The sequence below is a fragment of the Acidaminococcus sp. AM33-14BH genome (genome assembly GCF_003603525.1).
Classification (GTDB): Bacteria; Bacillota; Negativicutes; order Acidaminococcales; family Acidaminococcaceae; genus Acidaminococcus; species Acidaminococcus intestini.
The window spans coordinates 234,370-254,105 of sequence record NZ_QTNG01000001.1 but is presented as its reverse complement, the minus strand read 5'-3'; the positions used below and the strand labels follow the sequence as shown (position 1 = coordinate 254,105).

The following is a 19,736-nucleotide window of genomic DNA, read 5'->3' as shown; positions in this document are numbered from 1 at the left end:
AGCGCCTCCTACAAAATTTTAGGGTTTGTTTCTAAAAGTAACAGGACAAGCCGCAGGAAAATAAGAACTTCCCGCTCAATCTTTTTTATAAAAGCTGCACTCATACCCGTCGGCACGCAGCAAAAGTCCGGATGCCCACAGTGGCGTTTGGCCCATTTTCTGGCAGATGGATTCCACCTTTACTTTCGGGTCGCATTCGATAATCAGTTCATCATGAACGTGTCCAACAATGAGTTGATCTTCAAGGTTCAGCATCGAGAAACAAAGGATATCCCGGCTGATAGCCTGGACAATATTTTCCACGAACTTAGGGCCATAACTTTCCAGTCGTTCCCACTTTTTTGTAGGTCCAATGCCCTCATAAGTAACAGACTCCCCACCAAACTGGTTCTCGCCAATTCTTGGTTTCACATACGAGAGGTTTCGTCCGCTGGGAAGCCTGATAAAGAGCATCCCGCTTTTGCAAGCAAAGCGGATTCCCTTCACTTCCATGGAGACATGGCTCTTTACGGTCTGTTTGATTGCCCGGTCCACATCCCACCAAAAGGAGACAATATTCGGATTGGCGCTTCGCCATGAATCAACAAGGGGCTGCAGTTCATTTTTATCAAGCCCCATTTCAAGGGCACCCATGGCTTTAAGGGCGCCAACAGAACCGCCATAGCCAAGAGCCAGTTCCGCGATTTTCCCTTTCTGGCGAAGATGCCCATTTACGCCATGCTTTACCACTGGAACACCAAACATTGAGCTTGCAGAAGCGCAATAGATATCCCCGTTTTTTGCAAATACCTCAGAACGCCAAGTCTCTCCAGAGAGCCAGGAAAGTACACGTGCTTCAATGGCAGAGAAGTCTGAAACGATGAATTTCATTCCCTTTCTAGGAATAAAGGCAGTGCGGATAAGCTGGGACAATACATCCGGGATGGAATCATAGAGAAGTTCAAGTGCTTCATAGTTTCCCTGCCGCACCAGGGCTCTTGCCTCCTCAAGGTCGCCCAGATGGTTCTGCGGAAGGTTCTGCAGCTGAATATGGCGCCCTGCAAATCGTCCCGTCCGGTTCGCTCCGTAGAACTGAAACATGCCCCTTGCCCTGTGATCCTGGCAAGAAGTAAGTTCCATGGCCTGATATTTTTTCACGGATGATTTTGCAAGTTTCTGCCTTAAGAGAAGCACTTCACGCAAGGGATCCTTTGCCACCTTCAGGACTTCCTCGACCTGCGCTTTTCCAAGCGACTCCATAGGAAGGCCGTGTTCATTTAGCCAGCGCAGCATTTGCTGCACGGAATTCGGGTTTTCCAGTCCGGTTGCCTTCTGCAGTTCATCCATGAGTTTCACCCTCGATCTGTCATCGATGGAAATCGCCTCTTTAACAAGAAGCGCATCAACAGCAATCCCGCGGTCATTGATTTCTTGATCCATGTGGTATTCATCCCACAGATGATCAGGCACGGGAAAATTACGCAGCTTTTCCTGGATAGCCATTTCCACCTCTACATCTCGTTTGTTGTAGCTTTTAAAAAGTCGCCACTTCGTCATATCGTGGGTAGGAAGGTTTCGGGTTCTTCCCTCGTTGGTTTTCGTGGGCTTACAAGGCCCGCAAAAATAGCGAATCAATTCTTTCCCTTCTGCCATCTTCTGGTTTTCGAGCTTAAGCAGCGCACCCACATCTTCAAGGGAAAGGGGCATTCCCATATAAGCCGCCCAAATGCGAGAGCACTTCCACGCCTTGGGGTTCAGAAATCCCCGCAGGCTTTTATCTTTTTTGTTTAGCTCCTTCACTTCTTCCGGGTGGTTGCGTCTGAACCAGGCAGACAGACAGACGCGTTCAAACTGGGCATTGAAGGCCCATTTTTCCACGCTGTCATCTGTCAAAGCTCGTCTCACATTCTCCGGCATCTCTTCCCCGCAGGCCATATCTATAACCTGGATGGGGCCGTGATCTGCCGAGTAAGAAAACAAAAGAATTTCAAAATCCTCCGATTCTGCATACCTGTAGACACCACTTTTCCCCAGATTGACGCTGCTGTATGTTTCAATGTCAATTGACAGGGTTTTCACGACGTTCGCCTCCCTAGACAAATAGGCGGCAGGAAACTCCTGCCGCCCTGGAATTATTTACCGTTATTGATCCGTTCACAAAGAGAAATCACATAATCCACCTTGTTTTTCAAGATTTCCATGTCAGCTTCCCGTTTGCGCTGCCTCGTATACCGTTTTTCCATGATGCCGCTCACAATTTTGGCAAGGAAGGTGGTCAGCGAAATAGCGCCTACAACGCAAAGGACTGCCACAAAAAATTCTCCAAGCATCCTTGTTCCTCCTTAAGCCAGAAAGTCATCCTCTTCCACGGTGGAAAATTCATCCTCAGCGCGCATTCTCCCGCCGAGAGGTTCGCCATCACGGATTTTCTGCAGATTGTTGAGGCCGCAGGCAATGCCCTTATTTCCGTTCGAGTTGAAGGCGTAGAAGTTGATGGAAGCCCGGCCATATACCCCGCTGTAGACTTCGGAGCGTTCCATGATTTGCTGGCAGTCCGCATCGACAATACCGGGCTTTGTGGTGGAATTGGCGTTGATGAAGAAGCAGTCTTTATATGCATCATCACCGGGGCGTTCCAGATCGCCATCACGAAGCGGAGTTTTGATTGCGTCAAGGGACGGAACGGAACGGCTGTTTCCTTTCAGCTTTCCCTGCCCTTCCTCGTAGGCGGCCTTAATCGCTGCTTGGATTTTCTTGACGGTCTGTACGTCAGACTTTGGAATGATAAGGCTGACGGAATATTTGGGCGTGCTGCCATTGATGCTTTTGGGTTCCCATATGTTGGCATAAGACCAACGAGTGCTGGTACCAGTGATGACTTTACAGGGATTTACATAACCTTTAGACATAATAATTTCCTCCTCAAATCTCACTTTTGAAATCGTCTGCCGCTGTATGCATTGCAGGCCGTTTATCGGATTCCGGTACAAGAACCGGCTTTCCTTGTGGTTTTTCAATCAGTTCATTCAGCAATTCCTCGAAACGGTTCTTGCCAAGTTGTTTGGTCATCGCCGTGATTCCCAGGAGTTTCTTTTCGTATGGATTGAAGCCAGCGGCTTCGACCTTCGCGGCAACAGCCTCTTCGTTGATGTACCGGCGATTGGCTCGTCCTTCTACCACTTTCCAGCCATCCCATTGTTTTCCCGAGAGGGCCTGCTGCAGAGCATACTCTTTGACATCGTTTGCCCATGCCACCATTTCATCAACCTTTTCCAGGATGACTTCAACTTCCCCATCTTCGAGCTTTGAAGGCATAGCAAAATCATACTTTGCCATTTCAAGATTATATTCAGCCCGTTTTCTGCAGGTTGCCTTGATTTTGCAGAACCTGCAGTGATCACCGGCTCGGTATTCGCCTTCTCCTTTGGCAGCAAGTTCTGCTGCAGGTCGAAGCACTTCTTCAGCCCAGGAAAGAAGGTCATTCTTGGAAATCACGTAAGTGCTGACATTGTCTCTCCGCGGCTGGAAAATGGTCATCTCGACGTTCTTAATATCGTAAATACCGTCGAAAAGTTCCAGGGCGCCAAGAGCATAACACATCATCTGCGGATTCTTTTCAGCCTCTACAAGAACACCAAGCCCGTATTTATAGTCAATGATGACTAGGGTATCATCCGCGACTATCAGGCAATCTCCGGTACCGAACCCCTCTGGAACCCATCTGGAAAAATCCAGATGCTGCTCCACCATGACCATAGGATCCTTGCACCGTTCTTTTGCCGCAGCGAGTTTTTCCATCACAAACTGAGCATAGTCATTACTGGATTCGTCCATTTCCTCATCAAAGTAGGCTAACCGTTTTTGAGGGTTGTGAACCTTCTCCCCTAACGACTTTTTCAGCTTATACTCAGAAAGTCTATGAGCATCCGTGCCCTGCTTTGCAAACTTGCTTGATGCATCAGGCAGCTTGGCGCATTCCAAAGCTGATGGCGGACAGGCAATCCACCGGTGGCTCGAAGAGGCTGATAAAATTGCGTGTTTACTTGCCATTTCCAAATTCCTCCAGTTCCTTCATAAAGGGAACGTAGGATTCAGCGTTTACGTCAGACAGTTTGTTGGCACCATACTTTTGAATAAGGCTCCGCACCTCTTTCGTAAAACCAGAGCGAGATTTATCGGCGGCAACCTTTCGTACCATCTCAAGGGTAAGAGCTGGTTCCTCGACTTTTACTGTTTCAGCCACCGGTTCCGGATGATTCGCTTTTTTGAGTTCTTCCTCAAGAGTTGCGGCGTATTTAACTAAAAATTCTCCGCATGTCCTTATTTCCACAATGGCATCTTTCAGCAACACATCGTTCATTTTGATTGCCTCCCTTTGATTTACTCTGAATTCGTAACCTCACGACATTTCTTGCCACACTCGCAGCTGTCCGGCTGATTTCCATCAGAATGGCCACCAGCTCCTTATCAAGGGTTTCCTCTTGATAAGATTTCAGCGATACTATCTCCATCTTCCTCACCCGCCTTTCCAGGGTTTATTTCTTCTGCCCTTCAAAGGTATCAGGACAAGGCCATGATGATTAAGTACCCCCAGTTCTAAAAAATTTGCAGCTGGATGTCTCAGCGAAAGTCCTTGAGCTGTTCCCGGAGCTTTTGAAAGAGGCGCTGCTTTCTTTTATTGACACCCTTTTGAGACAAACCAACCTTTGCACCAATCGCAGCTTCACTATCTCCCTTGGAAAAGAGCAGGAGGATGATTCGATCGATTTCTTCTAGCTTTGCAAGTTCCCCTTTCAAGGTTTCAAGTAGTTCTTTCTTCTCAACCAGCTCCTCTAAGGTGAGCTGCGTCTGGGTCTCTTCAAACATAAAATCCATCTCACTCAGCTGCTCATATGAAACAGCAGTGTCCCAGGACTTAATCGATTTATCCAAAGTTCCGTTTTGAAGGGATTCTTCACGTTTGCGACGGCTCTCAGCAAGTCTTTGCTGCCTTTTATCCTCTCGCCATTCAGGACGCATATAGGCCTTATACTGTTCTTCTGTTGCCGGCACAAGGATCGACCTGACCATTTTGTTTCCGATTTTCGACCACACCCTTGGTGCATTTTCAAACTCCTTTGTAATAATGGTTCCCTCCGTAATTTCGAGAGGAATATAATACTTTTTGTCTTTGCTTTTCTGTAGATTGGCCATGTGCGATCTTCTCCTTCGCTAACTGCGAAGCGAAGATCCACACAGGCAGCCTGTCACAATTGACCATAAGATGCATCTCCGCTTCCATGGTCAACCATCCCAGTAGGCTGACGGTAATTAACTATTCCGGCCTTCAGCTCTGGGCACTTCCGCGTCCGGAAGTGAACTTTAGGCCAGATTTAAATTTATGTTGGTAAATTTTTAAAAGAAAAATACTCAAAAAAAAAGGGGCTACCTATAACACCTTTCGGTTGTTATAGATAGCCCCTTTTTACAGTTCCGCACTTTATATCAGACTGTTTGGTGACTTCTATATGTTTTACTTTATTTTTTATTTAAGCTTTACCCTGCTGTTTCTACAGCTGCATCCACTTGATACGTAACATCCGTCCACAAGATGCGCTTATACTCACCTCTGCCGATTTTGATTTCCAAATACACCACACCATCCTCGATGACAGCATCGAAAACTCGTGCTCCATCACTTGTGCCGTCATGAAGATCTCGAATATGCTTCCTAAAAGTGCTCATCCTGTACATTCCTCCTTTGAAAAAATGATTTACCATTCACATAAGATAATTAAGCTGAATTCATCTATCAACCTCAGGACTGCTCGCACTTTCTTAGAATGGGGGGGCATCCAATGAATCATTTTCAATGTCATTCTTCATAAAGGAATCAATGATATACCGGACGTCTTTCTTCACATGAGGATGATTTGAATTTTCGGAAACCGTACTATAAAGAATTAGAATCTTATCGCGCAAGCTAGGGTTTCCACGGGTACTGCATAAGTACTGTGCAGGTCCTTGAGAAAGATCCATCCAGAGTTCAATGGCTAAAGGATCAAAAATCTTATTTTTGCCAGTATCCCTTTGTTCTTCCTTATCGCTTGGAATTTCCGCGTCTGTTTTCTGTGTTAAGACCTTAGTAACCGCCATAAGATATAGCTTGGAATAATTTTTTAGACTCAAGTCAAAGCAATCCCCGCTAATGAGGGTATCTTTCCCATACGAATGAGACGGGAAATAAGACTCATAAGGCACATCGAAATAAGTACCGTCATCAACGGGTTTTTCCTTAGGGACGAATAAAGGATGATTGGGAATCCCATTTTCATCAACAGGAACAGAATTTAGATCCTGAGCAACTTCTTTATTCCATGCTAATTCATCACGTTCAGTATCATTCTTTAATTTATCAATAAAAGATATTAAATATTGTTCTGTGGGAGTACATTCCACAAGGTTAACCGTAAGAAGAGTGTCAAGGCTCACATTCAGCTCCCTAGCGATATTTATGATAAATTCAATTCCTGGTTTACTGGAATTTTCTTTGCTGTTTCTTGAAATATAACCAGCACTTACGCCGACGGCATTTTCCACCTCTCCAATTTTACGCCCCTGAGTCTTTAGCAGGAATTCTATATTTTCAAAAAGAGTTCTGGGATTGAAGTTCACATTCATAGTCTTACCTCCTTTTAGCATCAGGAAGATTATATATTATTTTTGTCCTATACGTCAATGTTTATTTCGACATTGAATTTCTTGTATATTTTTAATATATTTTTGTTTTCTTTTTGAAATATATTTCTAGGCTTTACAAACACAATCTATGTTTACGTTTAGACGAACACTTGTTTGCTTTATGTTTTTTATTATATCACAATGCATTATTTTCGTAGAGATATTTTTCGGTCTAATTCCACTTGACTTTTCTCAATGTATTCTTATCCCTATAAAAATGGGGCTATCTGCCGGGTACGATGACCTTGCAAATAGCTCCGTTCCTTTGTTTGTTTATTTTTCAAACACCATTAATAGATACTACTTTTGCCTGAGTCTATCCATTCGTCGACTGCTGAGATTTTAAATCTGTACTGCCGCCCTATCCGCACAAACGGAATTCTTCTTTTTTCCCTAATCCACTTTCTTATAGTTATAGTACTTACCCCCAAATATTTAGCAATTTGTTCAGTCGACAACCACATTTCATTCTCTTGCCCCATCTTGTCTCTCCCCACTTTCCTGCTATTTCCAGTATGTTCCGTATTCTTAAATACTGAAATTAGCGATTTTTAGTATTTGAACTTGATTTGTGCCAAGTTTAAATTTTATAATTGGTGCCTTTTAGTATCTTAATCCAGCATCAAAAAAACCGATGAAGAAATAATACGTTCATTTCATCACCTGTCAAATTATAAATTCATATGTTTTTTCACTTTCTCCTCCGTCGATCAAAAACATATAAATCACTCATACTATATATAGTAGCAAATTCTTCATTTTAACCACTATATATTGTGGTCGAGTAGTAAAACAGTAGTAATTTCTCTATCGAATTTCCATACAAGCCCATTCCATGCGGGTTCCCAGAAATATTATAAATATTGCCATGGCACACAAATAGGATTTTTACAGCCATTTTGAAAGTCCTCCTGCTGTTCGAGTCAAAAGTGACACCTCCTGTCTGCTACCGCTAAAAGGTTTAATACGCTGTTCAGCCGACTGTCTTATATGGCCTCCATCACGTCGAGCAGGTGCTGATACGTGTCGACGTCGTGGTAGACGACGTCCTTGTTGGATAGGGTCTTGAACAGTTGCTTTGCGCAGCTGATTTTTGCCTGCTCGATGGGCTTCAGGTTCAGGCTTTCCATCGTGCCCTTGGTCTCCGCGATGAAGAAGATGTGCTTCACGCTTCCCTTGCTGAAGGCGATTGCCCAGTCAGGCGCATAGTTGCCGACGGGCGTCGGTATCTGGAAGCCGCGCGGCAGCTTGGCGTAGACCACGACCTTCTCGTCCAGTTCCAGCTCTCCGGCAAAGGCCTTCTCGCCATCCGAGTCCGGGAACACGTAGTCTTGCACGTTCTTCTTGGCCTCGATTGCGCGGGCGAAGTCCGTGTTCTTCTCGGCCGTGAAGATGGCGCTGTCATAGGTGCCTTCCGTCTGGTTGTACTGGATCTGCTCCACGATCATCGTGGCCTTTTCCTCGTCGATCAGACGGATGGCTTTGGCGATGAACTCCTCCGGGTTGTTCTGGTACATGGCGAAGGTCTGGGGCTTGATGCCCTTGAGGATTCGGGCGGTTGTCCGGCGCGTGAGCTTGGCTCCTTGGGCCACCTTGCCGACCAGATCGTAGCGAACGGAGCTGCCCTCCGCTCGGTCGAGGTTGTAGGTCACGCTGGTTTCCGCCACGAAGCCGATCCCGGCTTTGACCTTCTCGGTGCTCCAGTCCTGTCCCTGCTCGCCTTGGGTCACGGTGTATTGCAGCTTGGCGACGAACATCTTCTCGTCGATGTGCCGGATTGCCTTGGCGATGAGCTCCTCGCCGTCGAACGAGACGGTGTACGCGTACTTGTGGTTGATGTAACCCCAGAGGGTCTGGAACTCCTTCTTGTAGAAGTTGTCGTTGAGCGCGTTCTCACGGACCTTGGTCTCGTGGCCGTCGCTTACCATGCCGTCGAGCGCGTGCTCATCGAACACGCTTTGGATCAGCGCGTGCACGCCGTCCGCAATCTCCCTGCAGCTATCGGGAAGCGGGGCGAGTGCGTTGTTCGCAAGGTCCGTCCGGTACTGGTCCGAGACGTGGTCATCGTCGTCGATGTAGTCGTTCTTGATGAGGTAGCGGTAGATGTCGTGCGCCTGCCTGTCGCTGACCGTTTTCTCGGCACCGTCCAGAACGATGGTCTTTCCAGCGAAGTAATCCTCGGTCGCCTTGGTCGGGCGGTCATAGAGGTCCTCGCGTATGCCGCGCTGAAGGTCGGCAACGAAGTCCTTGTAGCCGTCGCTTGCGATGACGGTCAGTTGGTTGACCTGCTGCACCGCGTCTCCCAGCATGGCCGTATCCATCCGGTCGCCATTCTGGTTCACGCAGAGCCTGAGTCCCCGTCCGACCTCCTGCCGCTTCTGCGTCGGCGAGTTGCCGCCGTGCTTGAGCGTGCAGATCTGGAAGACGTTCGGGTTGTCCCATCCTTCCCTCAGGGCCGAGTGCGAGAAGATGAAGCGCACGGGATTGTCGAAGGAGAGCAGCCGCTCCTTGTCCTTCAATATCAGGTCGTAGGCGGACGTGTCGTCGCTCTCGTCGCTGCCGCGCTTGAGCTTGCTGTCGACCTTGCGGCCCTTCTTGTCGATGCTGAAGTAGCCCGCATGCGTGCTGTGCACGTCAATGGACCTGAGGTAGCGCTCGTAGGGCGTGTCGAACAGCGTCAGGTACTCGTTCAGGATGTCCGTGTACTCCTGCTCAAAGATGTCGCCGTACTCGGAGTTCGTCTCGTTGCCGTCCTCGTCGTACTTGCGGTACTTCGCCACCTCGTCGATGAAGAACAGGGACAGGCACTTGACGCCCCGGTCGAAGAGCGCCTTCTCCTTCTCGAAGTGCGAGCGGATTGTCTCACGGATCTCAACGCGTCGCATGTCCGCCTCCGACACGTCGCCGGTGACCTCGCCCGCGTGAATCGTCACGCCGTTGGTGAAGCTCACCTCGCCCCGGATCGGGTCGATCGCGCTGACGTGGTAGCCGCGATACTGCTCCATGCCCTTTGACAGCGCGTACAGGTCGTCGTCCACGCCTACCTGCCGGGTCTCCCGGTTGATGGACTTCTGGTAGGCGATCTCGAACTCCAGCCGTGCCATCGGCGGCTTTCTCGGCGAGATCACGATTCTCTCCAGATACAGGTAGCTGTCCGTGCCGCGCAGGTTCTTGATGTCAAAGCCCTTGACCTCGATTCGCTTGACCAGTCGCTTGTTGTAGGCGTCCAGCGCGTCCAGCACGTACACGAGGTCGTGATGCTCCTTGTGCGTGGCCGAATAGTTCAGGCAGAACAGCGGGTTGAACGCCTCAAGCGCCTTCTGGGTCGCCTTGCCGCCCATCTTCTGCGGCTCGTCCATGATCACGATGGGACGGTTGGCAGCGATCACGTCTATTGGGCGGCGGCTTCCGAACGAGTCGCGCCGGGAGAAGATGATCCTCGCCGCGTCGTTGCCCTTACGCCCCTCCACGTTCTTGTCCTTGTTGAAGGACGTGTTGAACGCCTGCGTGTTGATGATCATGACCTGAACGTCGGCACTCTGGCTGAAGGAATCGATGTCGGAGAGGCGCTTGGAGTCGTAGATGAAGACGCGCGCCTTCTTGCCGTACTGCTCCATGAAATGGTCCGACATGGTGTCAAAGCTCTTGCGCACACCCTCGCGGATAGCGATGGACGGCACCACGACGATGAACTTGCTCCAGCCGTAGCGCTTGTTCAGCTCGAACATCGTCTTGATGTAGACGTAGGTCTTGCCCGTGCCCGTCTCCATCTCCACGTCAAGCGAGCACGCGCCAAGATTGGTCTGTGTCAGAGCGTCGGACACGTGAATGTTGTTCCTCATCTGAATCCGCCGGACGTTCGCGAGGATCTGCGCTTCGCCTATCTGCACCCTGGCGTTGGCGAAGCCCATGGTCAGCTCCTCGTCGGACTTCGACCAGTTCGTGAGGTCGCGGTGGACCTCCACGTCCCTGCGGTAGGTGAACCGGTCGTTGTACGGCTGTCCCGCGAACACGTCCGCCACGCTCTCCACGGCATCCGTCTGGAAGGGCTGTATGGAAAATTTAAATCTCATCCGTCGGCCCTCCTTCCTTGTCCGCGTGCTGCAGATAGAACAGCTCCTTTTGCGTCTCGATCTCCGCGCGCAGTTCCTCCTCCGTCGGCAGGTACAGCTTGTACTTCGACGCGAAGAGCTGATCGCTCTCGTTCATGATCGAGTAGCGAGCGATGTCGGAATCCGTGTCCGCGCACAGGATGATGCCGATGGTCGGATGGTCGTCCGGCTGCTTTTTCCGCTCGTCGTACATGCGGATGTACATGTCCATCTGGCCGACGTCCTGATGCGTGATCTTTTTCGTCTTCAGGTCAATCAGGACGAAGCACTTCAGGATGTAGTTGTAGAACACCAAGTCGATGGAGTAGTCTTCTTTCTCGGTGTGGATGCGCTGCTGTCTGGCGACGAATGCGTACCCCTTGCCGAGCTCCATGAGGAACTTCTGCAGGTTGTTGATAATGCTCTGCTCGAGGTCCGACTCCAGATACGACGTGTCCTCCTGCATGCCAAGAAACTCGGCGATGACCGGGCTCTTGATGAACTCGAGCTTTTTCTGGTACTCCGCCGTCAGCTCCTGCATCTCACGTTTGACGGCATCCTGACTCTGCGTCTTCAGCATCCGGTAGTAGTACTGCGACGAGATGTTGCGCTGCAGGGTACGGGTGCTCCAGTTCTCAGTTGCCGCCTCCTGCGCGTACCACTGCCGCGCCTTCTCGTCGTTCACCTGGAGAAGCGTCCGATAATGCGTCCACGACAAAAGCGGCGCGGAAGATTTTCCACGCAGTGAGTGGAAAATCTCCGGGAAGGCACGATAGAACGAAAAATAATAGTACAGATTCGTCATCGTGAACCCTCTGCCGTACTTCGCGGTCAGCGCACGCGCCAGCTTCTTCATGACCTCGGACCCATATTCCGTGCGCCCATCCCCGTTAGCGATTTCCTCGGAGATGCGCTTACCGAGAAGCCAGTTCCGCTCCACAAGAAGCAGATTGACAGCCTGATAGGCATTCCCTTGAGCCGTCTCTATGATTCGTTCCGAATCCGCCACCAGATTGTCCGATCTGTGATAAGCGATCCGCATGAGTTCTTCCGCCATCACAGCACCTTCCTTTGCGTCTGGGGACTATACGTCTCGAAAATCTGCTCGAAGTTGGCCATTACACTGTCATTTGCCATGCCGCTGTCGCGGAAGACGGCGTAGAAGGGATGGCGCTTGGCGATGGCCTTGACCGTCTCATCCGTAACGTCCTTATCGAAGCAAGCGATGAGATAGCCGTCGGCGACCGAGAACACCTTCCGGCCGTCGAGCATCTCCTCATCAACCGATGAGGACAGCGTGATACCAAGATCCAGCATCACCTGAAAGAGCAGATCCTCCGGCGTGCGGTCCGGCTTGATGTTGTCCGCAAATAGGTCCAGCTGCGCCTGCTTCACGTCGGCGGGACGATAGTAGACATCCTCCATGTTCGAGCTGTCCACTTTGAAGACACGAAAACCAATGTCCAATTTCGTCGTTGTCAGAGGAGACTCTTCATTAATCTTCTTACCCGCACGACGAATGCGCTCTTCGCCAATTTCGCAGATGGTACGGTAGCCAGCCTTGTATGCCTCGCTTTTTTCATCGCAAACTTCTGGCAACTGCACCATAATGAATTTGCGATTGCCGCCATCCTCAGCATTCAGCTGCATCACCGCGTTAGCTGTGGTAGCTGAGCCAGAGAAGAAGTCGAGGATAATATCATCCTTATTGTTTTCATCGTTTATTATGAGTGAAATTATTCTTTTAATTAATTCAACTGGCTTTGGAAAGTCAAATATTTTTCGTCCCAGCAATTCTTCTAATGCTTTACTGGCCAAATCGGTAGTTCCAGATTCTTCTCTTCGCCATAGATCAACAGGAACCATTCCTCCATTCATTTCGGAAAGAAATTTTTTCAGTCTCGGATATTTGTTTTCCTTATTTTTCCCCCAATAGAGTCTATTTTCTGCAACATGTTTTTCATAAGTTCCTTTTTCATATTTCCATGCATTTGTTGGATGGTTGACCCATTCATGTGTATACGGGTTCTGGATCGGATAGGCCAAGTTTGGTCGCTGCTCTTTTAGGGCAGGATTAACATATGAAACGCTCGTCCAAGGACCTCTTGGATCATTATCCGGATTTGAATAGATAGAATCCGCCTTATCATTTCTTTTTTCCTGTATTGATTGAATCTCAGAAATACTCTTTGCGTAGCAAATTATTGGCTCGGTTTGGGTGGTAAATCGTTTGGAATTATTACTCCGCGTAAATCGTTTCTCCCATATAATCTGAACTACGAAATTTTCCTCACCAAAAACTTCATCGCATACTTTTCTTAAATTATGCGACTCGCCCTCATCAATTGAAATGAATATCAGCCCATCATTCGTAAGCAAATCCTTTGCAATCCGAAGCCTCGGATACAGCATGTTGAGCCAGTCCGTGTGGAACCTGCCGTTTGACTCGTTGTTGGTTCGCATGTCGAACAGCAGGTTGCCATCATCATCCCGCTGCCCGCTGCGCTCGGCGAACTCCTCGCCGCTGATGGAGCTGTCGTCGTCGTACACAAACGCATCCGACCCCGTGTTGTACGGTGGATCGATGTATATCATTTTGACCTTACCGAGGTAGGTCTCCTGCAGGAGCTTGAGGGCGTCCAGGTTGTCGCCCTCGATGTAGATGTTCTCAGTGTCGATGCTGCCGGGCGTGCCGTCGCGTCCCACGGATTTCTCCCGGTCGAGGCGCAGCGTCTTTGCAATCGGCTGGTTGGCCAGCACGACGGACTTTCTCTTGTCCGGCCACGTGAACTGGTAGCGTTCCTGCGTGCCTTCAACGACAGTGGCGGCGATCTCTGACCTAAGCACATCCGCGTCGATCGCGCGGACGGTCTCGCCGTTCTCGTCCTTCGTTTCCGTCACCGCGTTCGGGAAGAGCGCAGCTAGCTTCTCGTAGTTTTCCTTCGCCAAGTCAGGCGTGTGCATGTTCATCTTCTCCATGAGTCAACTCCTCCAGTTCCTTCTGATATTCTCGCAGGCGCGTGTAGGTCTCAAACTGCTTCTTGGGCTGCTGCTGTCGCCATGTTGCCGCCTCCGTCCTGCTGATCAGCATCTTTAGCTTCTCGATCCTGTCCTGCCTGTCCAGCCGCTCATCGATGGACAGATTTTCGTTCTGCCCTGAGGCGTCCTCCTCCAGCAGCGCGATCTGCTCGACCATGGAGTTCCAGATCTCGTCCAAGGTGAAGCCGTGCAGGCTCAGATGGACATCCGACGCCTCCATCCATGGCGTGCGGTAGAGCTTGCCGTAATAGAGCGCCAGCTGCCGCCTGCTCTCAAAGCACAGCAAGAAGACGAGCCGGTGCTTGTTCTGCCGGGCAATCGCCTCAGTGACCTTGCCGTCGAACTCCTGCTTCTTCAGCCTGACGGACAGCAGGAGGATCTCCTTGGTCTCGGCGCTTGCCGTCAGGTTCAGCGTCTGTTTGGTGAAGCTGTTCTCCACCATGATCCGGTCCACGCCGGATACGAATTTTTCCTTGAGTGCGTTTGTCAGCGCGAGGTGACGGTAGAACGCCTCCTTGGGCAGGCGTTTCCTCACCGTCGTCGCGGTTGGAAAGTTCATCATGTCAGAGCACCACCATGAAGCAAATCAGTTCGAAGTCGTCGAGTCCCGAGAATCCACTGGAGAGGAAGGTGGTCTGTCCGCAGCCGAAGAAGCTGTCGATGTCACCTTCGTCCTTGGCGTCGATGACGGACATGATCGCATCCTCCAGCAGCTTCGATATGCGGCCCATGTTCCGGCCGTCGTCCGTCGCCTTGTTGAACCTTCCGCAGAGCGCCTTGTCCGGCACGGATTTTCCCCGTGCGAGATGGCGCATCATGTCCAGCGTGTCCTTCGGCTGCAGGTGGTTGGTGACCACCTCGCCGTCCATGCCGACGTAGACCATGTAGAAGGGGTGAAGACTGTTCTGGTTCTGGATGTTGACCTGCTTGTTGACGTTCTTCAGGACGAAGATCACGCCGGGCTTGTCGCCCTTCACGACCGTGTGGATGCCGAACGGCATGTGGTCGATGTTCCCGTGCTCCTTCCTGTAGGCGATTAGATCCATGCGGAACTCGTTCAGTCCCAGGTCCATGATGGACACGCCGTTCGTCATATCCTCCAGGTCGACGACCTCCTCCTGCAGCTTTTTCAGCTGGCTGCGGCGGTATTCGAGGTCTCCCTTCTCCTCTTGGTCGATTGGGTTGTCGTCGCCCGTCGAGGTCATGACGGAGATACGCATCCTTTCCTCGACGCGTGACTTGAGCTGGATATATTCGTCCAAGTCGAGGTCGGGCCAGAAGTTGACGAGCTGGATCGCCTCGTTGCGGCTGCCGATGCGGTCGATTCGTCCGAAGCGCTGGATGATGCGCACGGGGTTCCAGTGGATGTCGTAGTTGATGCAGTAGTCGCAGTCCTGCAGGTTCTGCCCCTCGGAGATGCAGTCCGTCGCGATCAGGATGTCGATGTCCTCCGTGTCCTTGGGGTACAGCACGTCCCTGTCCTTGGACTTCGGGGAGAAGCAGGTCAGGACGTGGTTCATCTCGGCCTTGAACCCCGGAATCGTCGTCTTGCCGTCGACCGCCCCCGTGATGAGGGCCGTGTTGAGTCCCAGCTGCGTTTTCGCCATGCCGCTCACGTGCTCGTACAGGTATTCCGCCGTGTCCGAAAAGGCGGTGAAGATCAGGACCTTCTTGTTGCCGGGGTTGATCGGCTTTTCGACCTTCTCGCGGATTACGCGGAGTAGCTCGCTCAGCTTGTAGTCGTACTGCGGGGTGATGTCCTCCACCATGCCGATCAGCAGGGACAGGGTGCCGATGTCCTCGTCGATGTCCCGCTTCCATGAGAGGTAGTCCATGTCCCGAAGGTCGATGCGCACCTTCTTGCCGACGCCGAAGAAGTCCGTGTTCTGGTCGTCGTCGTCAAAGTCCGCCGCCTCGCCGGACAGGTCCGTCATCTCGTCAAGGTTGCCCGAGCCGCCATTCCGGAACGCCTCGATGGTCTGCGAGGTGTCATACAGGTAGTCGCAGATCCTCTTTACCGTCAGCAGGAAGGAGTGGACGGAACTTTCCATGCGCTTGAGGAGGTTGATGCTCATGAGGCGCTGGATGCCGATCTCACGGCCCATGCGGAACTTCTCCGTCTCCTTCTCGTCGAGATACTTGTGCAACTTGCTCGGCTGGATGTAGACGGTCGGCGTGTAGATGGTCAGGTGCAGCGCGGTCAGGAGCTCGATCACCTCCTTGTAGTTGATCGCGTCCTTGAGCTTGGTCAGCTTGGGCCGCAGGGATACGGGCTTCAGCCGCTTCGGGAAGGACCCGATGTCCGTCACGTCGTAATAGGTTTGGATGTGCTTCCGGGACCGGGCGATGGTCACGCTGTCGAGGACTTCAAAGAAGTCGTAGTCCAGGCTCGCAAGCAGATGATCCGTCGTGCGCTGCGCCTCGGGCAGCTTGCACCATGTGTTGTAGACGGCCTGCGCCTGCCTGAAGATCGTGTCGATGTCCGATTTCGTCTTCAGCTTCCCGTTGATTTCCTCCGGGTCGCCGCCGTAGGCGAGCGCCAGCTGGTTGCGCAGGTCGTAGAAACGGTTGTTGACAGGGGTAGCCGACAGCATCAGGACCTTTGTTTTCACGCCGGGTTTGATGACGCGGTTCATCAGCCGCATGTAGCGGTTTTCCTTCTCGCCGCCTTGGCTGTCCGTCCCGTTTCCGTTGCGGAAGTTGTGGCTCTCGTCGATGACGACAAGATCATAGTTGCCCCAGTTGATCCTGTCGATGGGCAGTCCGACGGCCGTGTTGCCGCTGTTGCGGGACAGGTCGGTGTGATAGAGGACGTCGTAGCGGAACCGGTCTTTTGCGAGCGGGTTGTTGATCAGGTTGCCCCGGTAGGTCATCCAGTTCTCGGAGAGCTTCTTCGGGCACAGGACGAGCACGTTCTTGTTCCTGCCCTCGTAGTATTTGATGACTGCAAGCGCGGTGAAGGTCTTGCCGAGTCCGACGCTGTCGGCAAGGATGCAGCCGTTATATTGTTCGAGCTTGTTGATGATGCCAAGCGCCGCGTCCTTCTGGAAGTTGAAGAGCTTGTTCCAGATGACGCTGTCCTTAAAGCCGGTCGCCTCGTTGGGGAGGACGTCCTCGGAGATGTCCTCCAGAAACTCGCTGAAGATGTTGTAGAGCGTCATGTAGTAGATGATCTCCGGGGGGTTCTCCTGATAGACCGTGGAGATCATGTCTATGACCTCACCGGTGACGTCCTTGAGCTTTTCCTTGTCGTTCCACACCTGATCGAAGGTCTGCAGGAACTGGGTGCTTTCTGGGGATTCGACGCGCACGACGATGTTCGTCATGTTGTTGCCCCGCTCGCAGCCGAGGTCGACCGTGGTGAAGCTGTTCATGGGACTGTAGGCGTAGGTCTCGTCGCCGTCGGAGACGAGCATGAAGTTGTTCATGGAGTCCCGGGTGGTGTTCGACCTGAACTTCGCCTTGCGGCGCATCCATTGGGCGCATTCCCTCGCGACGGCCTTCTGTTTGAGCTCGTTGCGCAGGCGCACCTCGAACTCCGTGCCGTACAGGCTCTTCTCGCGCTGGAGCCGGGGAATGTAGAACTCGCGGCGTTCCTTCGGCGTCTTCTCCGCGACGAAGGTCGGAGACGTGAAGAGGAAGCGCAGCTCCTCGCAGGACTCCAGCTGCTCCTTGAGCTCCTGAAAGGCGTAGATGGAAAAGCATGCGGCGGCGATGGACACTTTGCTGCCGGAGCGGATCGTCTTTTGCAGGTCGTCTTTGACGACGTTTGTGGTGTTGTTGAATATTTCCATGCGTGCGTTCCTCGTAAGAAGACTTTTTGTGGCGGAGGTTCGTCATCCGCTGAAGCGGGCTTATTCCTCCGTTGTCTTGTCCTTTCGTTCCATGATGTCCTCGGGGCCGCAGTCGAGTGCCTCGCAGATTCTCAGCAGGACGTCGGTCGTGACGTTTTCGCAGCGTCCCATCTTCGCGATGGATGCGGCGCTGACGTCACTCATTTCCTGTAGGTCCTTTTTCTTGATGTTGCGATCGATCAGCAGCTTCCAGAGCCGGTTGTAGGAGAACTCGGAATGTAGTTCCTTCTTAGCTTGTTTCGTCTGCGTCATTCTTTTCCTCCTTGTTCCATGCCCAGCCGAACAGCTCGTTGCCAGCGGGCGAAAGTCTCAATACGGCGTTTTTCTCTAGTATCCGCTGCGCTCCGGCATCATAGGATGCGAGCGTATCGTAAGCCAGGAACACCTGCTTGCCGTGTTCCTTCTGCTTCTCGTAGACGCGGACGATCTCGGAGAAGACGGGTTTGTCTATGTTTTTGAGAAGGATGGAGTCGTGGACGACGAACGGGATCGGGGCGGCCAGCATGTTGGCGAGATCGAAGGTGATGAGGCCACGGTACTGTGCGCCGGTTCCTCCGTCGTTCGGGGTGTTGAAGGTGTACTTGTTCAGCTTCTCGAGCCTCAGGATGGGTGGCAGATGCGTGGCGTCCCTCAGTATGTCGAGGCTTATCTCCCGCATGTTCTGGTTGATCGCGCTCTCGATGGTGAGCAGCTGCTCTTGGGTGACCGTATCCCTCGTTTTCGCGTAGTCCGCCGCCATGGCCTTCAGCCGTTCGAGCTCGTCGTAGTTATGGTTCGCTTCGCGGAAGTTGTTGAGTTCCGTGGAGAGTTGGGCGAACTCTTTCAGGATCGCCTGCGAGACGTTCGGGACGTTCTTGATCTCGGTGATCTGGTTCTTGATCCGGGCGATCTCGTCGCCCAGCAGCATGTAGGTGGTGGCGAGGTCGCCTTCCGTTTCCTTGAATTCGGAATCCAGTATCCTTGACAGCTTGTGGTGGAAGCCTTCGATCTTCTCGAGGGTGCGGAATTCCTCGTTGGGGAAGAATCGTTCAAGGTCGCTGAACGTCCTTTTGAAGCTGCGTTTCTGTCCCGTCATGTCCCTGCGAACGTCGTTCAGCTGGGTCTGCACGGCCGCTCTCTGCCGTCTGAAGCCGATCAGCTGCTCCCTGAGTTCGGAGCGTCCCGTCAATGACCTCCTGCCTCATCGACGCCTGCATGAGGTTGTCCGGCACAGGGTCTTTCTGGTTGACAAGGCGGCTGATTTTCTTTGAGTCCAGGCTATTCGTCCGATACCCGTTTTAAGCTACGTAGTCCTGATCATTGATGGCGCTGAGCAGGAACCGCGCGGCCGCTTCCTGCTTGTTGTCCTTGAATCCTGGCTGCATGGCCCGGATGTAGGACAAGATGTTCAGTTCGCTCATCGGTCCGCTCCTCCTTTGATGCTCCCGGAAAAACACTGGCAAACCAGTGGCAAAACGAAGGCAAAGACTTTCAAGCTCTCGCTTTTTAAGCTGAATACAGAAAGCGAGGGCAGTCAAGTGCATCCATAGTCAAGTATCAGTCTAACACATTATCGGGAATATTACTACGCATATTAACTGATAATTGCTTTATCGCTTAATTTTCTCTCAGCTTTCGAAGTCCCGAACATGACCTGAAACCGTTCTCCCGAATCCGGCTCGCCTTCTTCGCGGCCGCGAGGTGCGTTCGTAACCGGATGACGGACTAGCAAAGTTAACAGCGTGCCAGCTAGACGAACGGCTGGTCACCGACATGAGGCGGAGCAATCCGCATTGAGGTGACCGACTATGACCAATTTCACCGGCAGTCATTTGAGCGGTCTCCGCCTCGGCCTTAGCGCCGAAAGGAGCTGAGGCTCGAGGACGTGCGCGCGGTGCTTGCCGACAAGGCGCGCATCGGTCACACGGACCAGATCCGCGAGTTGCTCCGGAAGTATGGCGCGGACAGGCTTTCAGCAGTCAATCCGAAGCATTATGAGGCGCTGCTCAGGGATGTGGAGGGACTCGACGATGGCCGCTAGTTCCCATGCGATTCTCTCCGCGTCGAGCGCGAA

At 51.8% G+C, this 19,736-nt stretch carries 18 protein-coding genes; 1 reads left to right on the top strand and 17 read right to left on the bottom strand.

Annotated features, from left to right (window positions below; genetic code table 11):
* Positions 1–75: 75 nt before the first annotated feature.
* The 17 genes from DW817_RS01245 to DW817_RS10920 all read right to left on the bottom strand — a co-directional run bounded on the left by DW817_RS01245 (position 76) and on the right by DW817_RS10920 (position 19,083).
* Positions 76–2,058, bottom strand: a complete 1,983-nt coding sequence (locus DW817_RS01245; RefSeq protein WP_120110508.1) for a DNA polymerase — start codon at positions 2,056–2,058, stop codon at positions 76–78.
* Between the two features lie 53 nt (positions 2,059–2,111).
* Positions 2,112–2,309 carry a hypothetical protein gene (locus DW817_RS01240; RefSeq protein ID WP_120110505.1) on the bottom strand — a complete coding sequence of 66 codons (198 nt, stop codon included), beginning with the start codon at positions 2,307–2,309 and terminating at the stop codon, positions 2,112–2,114.
* A 12-nt stretch (positions 2,310–2,321) separates the two neighbouring features.
* The gene (locus tag DW817_RS01235) at positions 2,322–2,888 is read right to left on the bottom strand and encodes a DUF2815 family protein (protein WP_120110501.1); all 567 of its coding nucleotides are present in this window, start codon (positions 2,886–2,888) and stop codon (positions 2,322–2,324) included.
* Positions 2,889–2,901: 13 nt separating this feature from the next.
* The gene (locus DW817_RS01230) at positions 2,902–4,029 is read right to left on the bottom strand and encodes a DUF2800 domain-containing protein (RefSeq protein ID WP_120110497.1); all 1,128 of its coding nucleotides are present in this window, start codon (positions 4,027–4,029) and stop codon (positions 2,902–2,904) included.
* Positions 4,019–4,339: an rRNA biogenesis protein rrp5 gene (locus tag DW817_RS01225; RefSeq protein WP_120110493.1), complete on the bottom strand. Its 321-nt coding sequence runs from the start codon at positions 4,337–4,339 to the stop codon at positions 4,019–4,021. Before DW817_RS01225 ends, DW817_RS01230 begins: the two co-directional genes overlap by 11 nt.
* Positions 4,340–4,599: 260 nt before the next feature.
* Positions 4,600–5,172, bottom strand: a complete 573-nt coding sequence (locus tag DW817_RS01215; protein ID WP_120110486.1) for an RNA polymerase sigma factor — start codon at positions 5,170–5,172, stop codon at positions 4,600–4,602.
* 342 nt (positions 5,173–5,514) lie between these two features.
* Positions 5,515–5,703: a hypothetical protein gene (locus tag DW817_RS01210; RefSeq protein ID WP_120110483.1), complete on the bottom strand. Its 189-nt coding sequence runs from the start codon at positions 5,701–5,703 to the stop codon at positions 5,515–5,517.
* A gap of 93 nt (positions 5,704–5,796) precedes the next feature.
* Positions 5,797–6,639: a helix-turn-helix domain-containing protein gene (locus DW817_RS01205; protein ID WP_120110480.1), complete on the bottom strand. Its 843-nt coding sequence runs from the start codon at positions 6,637–6,639 to the stop codon at positions 5,797–5,799.
* Between the two features lie 350 nt (positions 6,640–6,989).
* Entirely contained in the window at positions 6,990–7,163 is a 174-nt protein-coding gene (locus DW817_RS01200) for a helix-turn-helix domain-containing protein (protein ID WP_243634040.1), read from the bottom strand.
* Positions 7,164–7,685: 522 nt separating this feature from the next.
* Positions 7,686–10,772: a type III restriction-modification system endonuclease gene (locus DW817_RS01195; protein ID WP_120110472.1), complete on the bottom strand. Its 3,087-nt coding sequence runs from the start codon at positions 10,770–10,772 to the stop codon at positions 7,686–7,688.
* The gene (locus DW817_RS01190; RefSeq protein ID WP_120110468.1) at positions 10,762–11,847 is read right to left on the bottom strand and encodes a YhcG family protein; all 1,086 of its coding nucleotides are present in this window, start codon (positions 11,845–11,847) and stop codon (positions 10,762–10,764) included. Before DW817_RS01190 ends, DW817_RS01195 begins: the two co-directional genes overlap by 11 nt.
* The gene (locus DW817_RS01185) at positions 11,847–13,769 is read right to left on the bottom strand and encodes a site-specific DNA-methyltransferase (protein WP_243634031.1); all 1,923 of its coding nucleotides are present in this window, start codon (positions 13,767–13,769) and stop codon (positions 11,847–11,849) included. The genes DW817_RS01190 and DW817_RS01185 overlap by 1 nt, the downstream gene beginning before the upstream one ends.
* Positions 13,741–14,391 (bottom strand): DUF4391 domain-containing protein, encoded by a 651-nt coding sequence (locus DW817_RS01180; protein WP_120110463.1) that lies wholly within the window; start codon positions 14,389–14,391, stop codon positions 13,741–13,743. Before DW817_RS01180 ends, DW817_RS01185 begins: the two co-directional genes overlap by 29 nt.
* A gap of 1 nt (position 14,392) precedes the next feature.
* Positions 14,393–17,623, bottom strand: a complete 3,231-nt coding sequence (locus DW817_RS01175; protein WP_120110460.1) for a helicase-related protein — start codon at positions 17,621–17,623, stop codon at positions 14,393–14,395.
* Between the two features lie 60 nt (positions 17,624–17,683).
* A complete protein-coding gene (locus tag DW817_RS01170; RefSeq protein ID WP_009015521.1) occupies positions 17,684–17,935 on the bottom strand; it encodes a helix-turn-helix transcriptional regulator in 252 nt (83 codons plus the stop codon).
* Complete coding sequence (locus DW817_RS01165; protein ID WP_243634030.1) at positions 17,913–18,851, bottom strand: DUF2326 domain-containing protein; 939 nt, start codon at positions 18,849–18,851, stop codon at positions 17,913–17,915. The genes DW817_RS01170 and DW817_RS01165 overlap by 23 nt, the downstream gene beginning before the upstream one ends.
* Before the next feature lie 109 nt (positions 18,852–18,960).
* Complete coding sequence (locus DW817_RS10920) at positions 18,961–19,083, bottom strand: hypothetical protein (RefSeq protein ID WP_256371452.1); 123 nt, start codon at positions 19,081–19,083, stop codon at positions 18,961–18,963.
* Positions 19,084–19,556: 473 nt separating this feature from the next.
* Between DW817_RS10920 and DW817_RS10575 the strand changes: the two genes are divergently transcribed.
* Entirely contained in the window at positions 19,557–19,703 is a 147-nt protein-coding gene (locus tag DW817_RS10575) for a hypothetical protein (protein WP_165851861.1), read from the top strand.
* Positions 19,704–19,736 lie beyond the last annotated feature (33 nt).

Coding starts and splice junctions, on each gene's coding strand:
- DW817_RS01240 (WP_120110505.1), bottom strand. CDS start 2,309: ATGCTTGGAGAATTTTTTGTGGCAGTCCTTTGCGTTGTAGGCGCTATT.
- DW817_RS01235 (WP_120110501.1), bottom strand. CDS start 2,888: ATGTCTAAAGGTTATGTAAATCCCTGTAAAGTCATCACTGGTACCAGC.
- DW817_RS01230 (WP_120110497.1), bottom strand. CDS start 4,029: ATGGCAAGTAAACACGCAATTTTATCAGCCTCTTCGAGCCACCGGTGG.
- DW817_RS01225 (WP_120110493.1), bottom strand. CDS start 4,339: ATGAACGATGTGTTGCTGAAAGATGCCATTGTGGAAATAAGGACATGC.
- DW817_RS01215 (WP_120110486.1), bottom strand. CDS start 5,172: ATGGCCAATCTACAGAAAAGCAAAGACAAAAAGTATTATATTCCTCTC.
- DW817_RS01210 (WP_120110483.1), bottom strand. CDS start 5,703: ATGAGCACTTTTAGGAAGCATATTCGAGATCTTCATGACGGCACAAGT.
- DW817_RS01205 (WP_120110480.1), bottom strand. CDS start 6,639: ATGAATGTGAACTTCAATCCCAGAACTCTTTTTGAAAATATAGAATTC.
- DW817_RS01200 (WP_243634040.1), bottom strand. CDS start 7,163: ATGTGGTTGTCGACTGAACAAATTGCTAAATATTTGGGGGTAAGTACT.
- DW817_RS01195 (WP_120110472.1), bottom strand. CDS start 10,772: ATGAGATTTAAATTTTCCATACAGCCCTTCCAGACGGATGCCGTGGAG.
- DW817_RS01190 (WP_120110468.1), bottom strand. CDS start 11,847: ATGGCGGAAGAACTCATGCGGATCGCTTATCACAGATCGGACAATCTG.
- DW817_RS01185 (WP_243634031.1), bottom strand. CDS start 13,769: ATGGAGAAGATGAACATGCACACGCCTGACTTGGCGAAGGAAAACTAC.
- DW817_RS01180 (WP_120110463.1), bottom strand. CDS start 14,391: ATGATGAACTTTCCAACCGCGACGACGGTGAGGAAACGCCTGCCCAAG.
- DW817_RS01175 (WP_120110460.1), bottom strand. CDS start 17,623: ATGGAAATATTCAACAACACCACAAACGTCGTCAAAGACGACCTGCAA.
- DW817_RS01170 (WP_009015521.1), bottom strand. CDS start 17,935: ATGACGCAGACGAAACAAGCTAAGAAGGAACTACATTCCGAGTTCTCC.
- DW817_RS10920 (WP_256371452.1), bottom strand. CDS start 19,083: ATGAGCGAACTGAACATCTTGTCCTACATCCGGGCCATGCAGCCAGGA.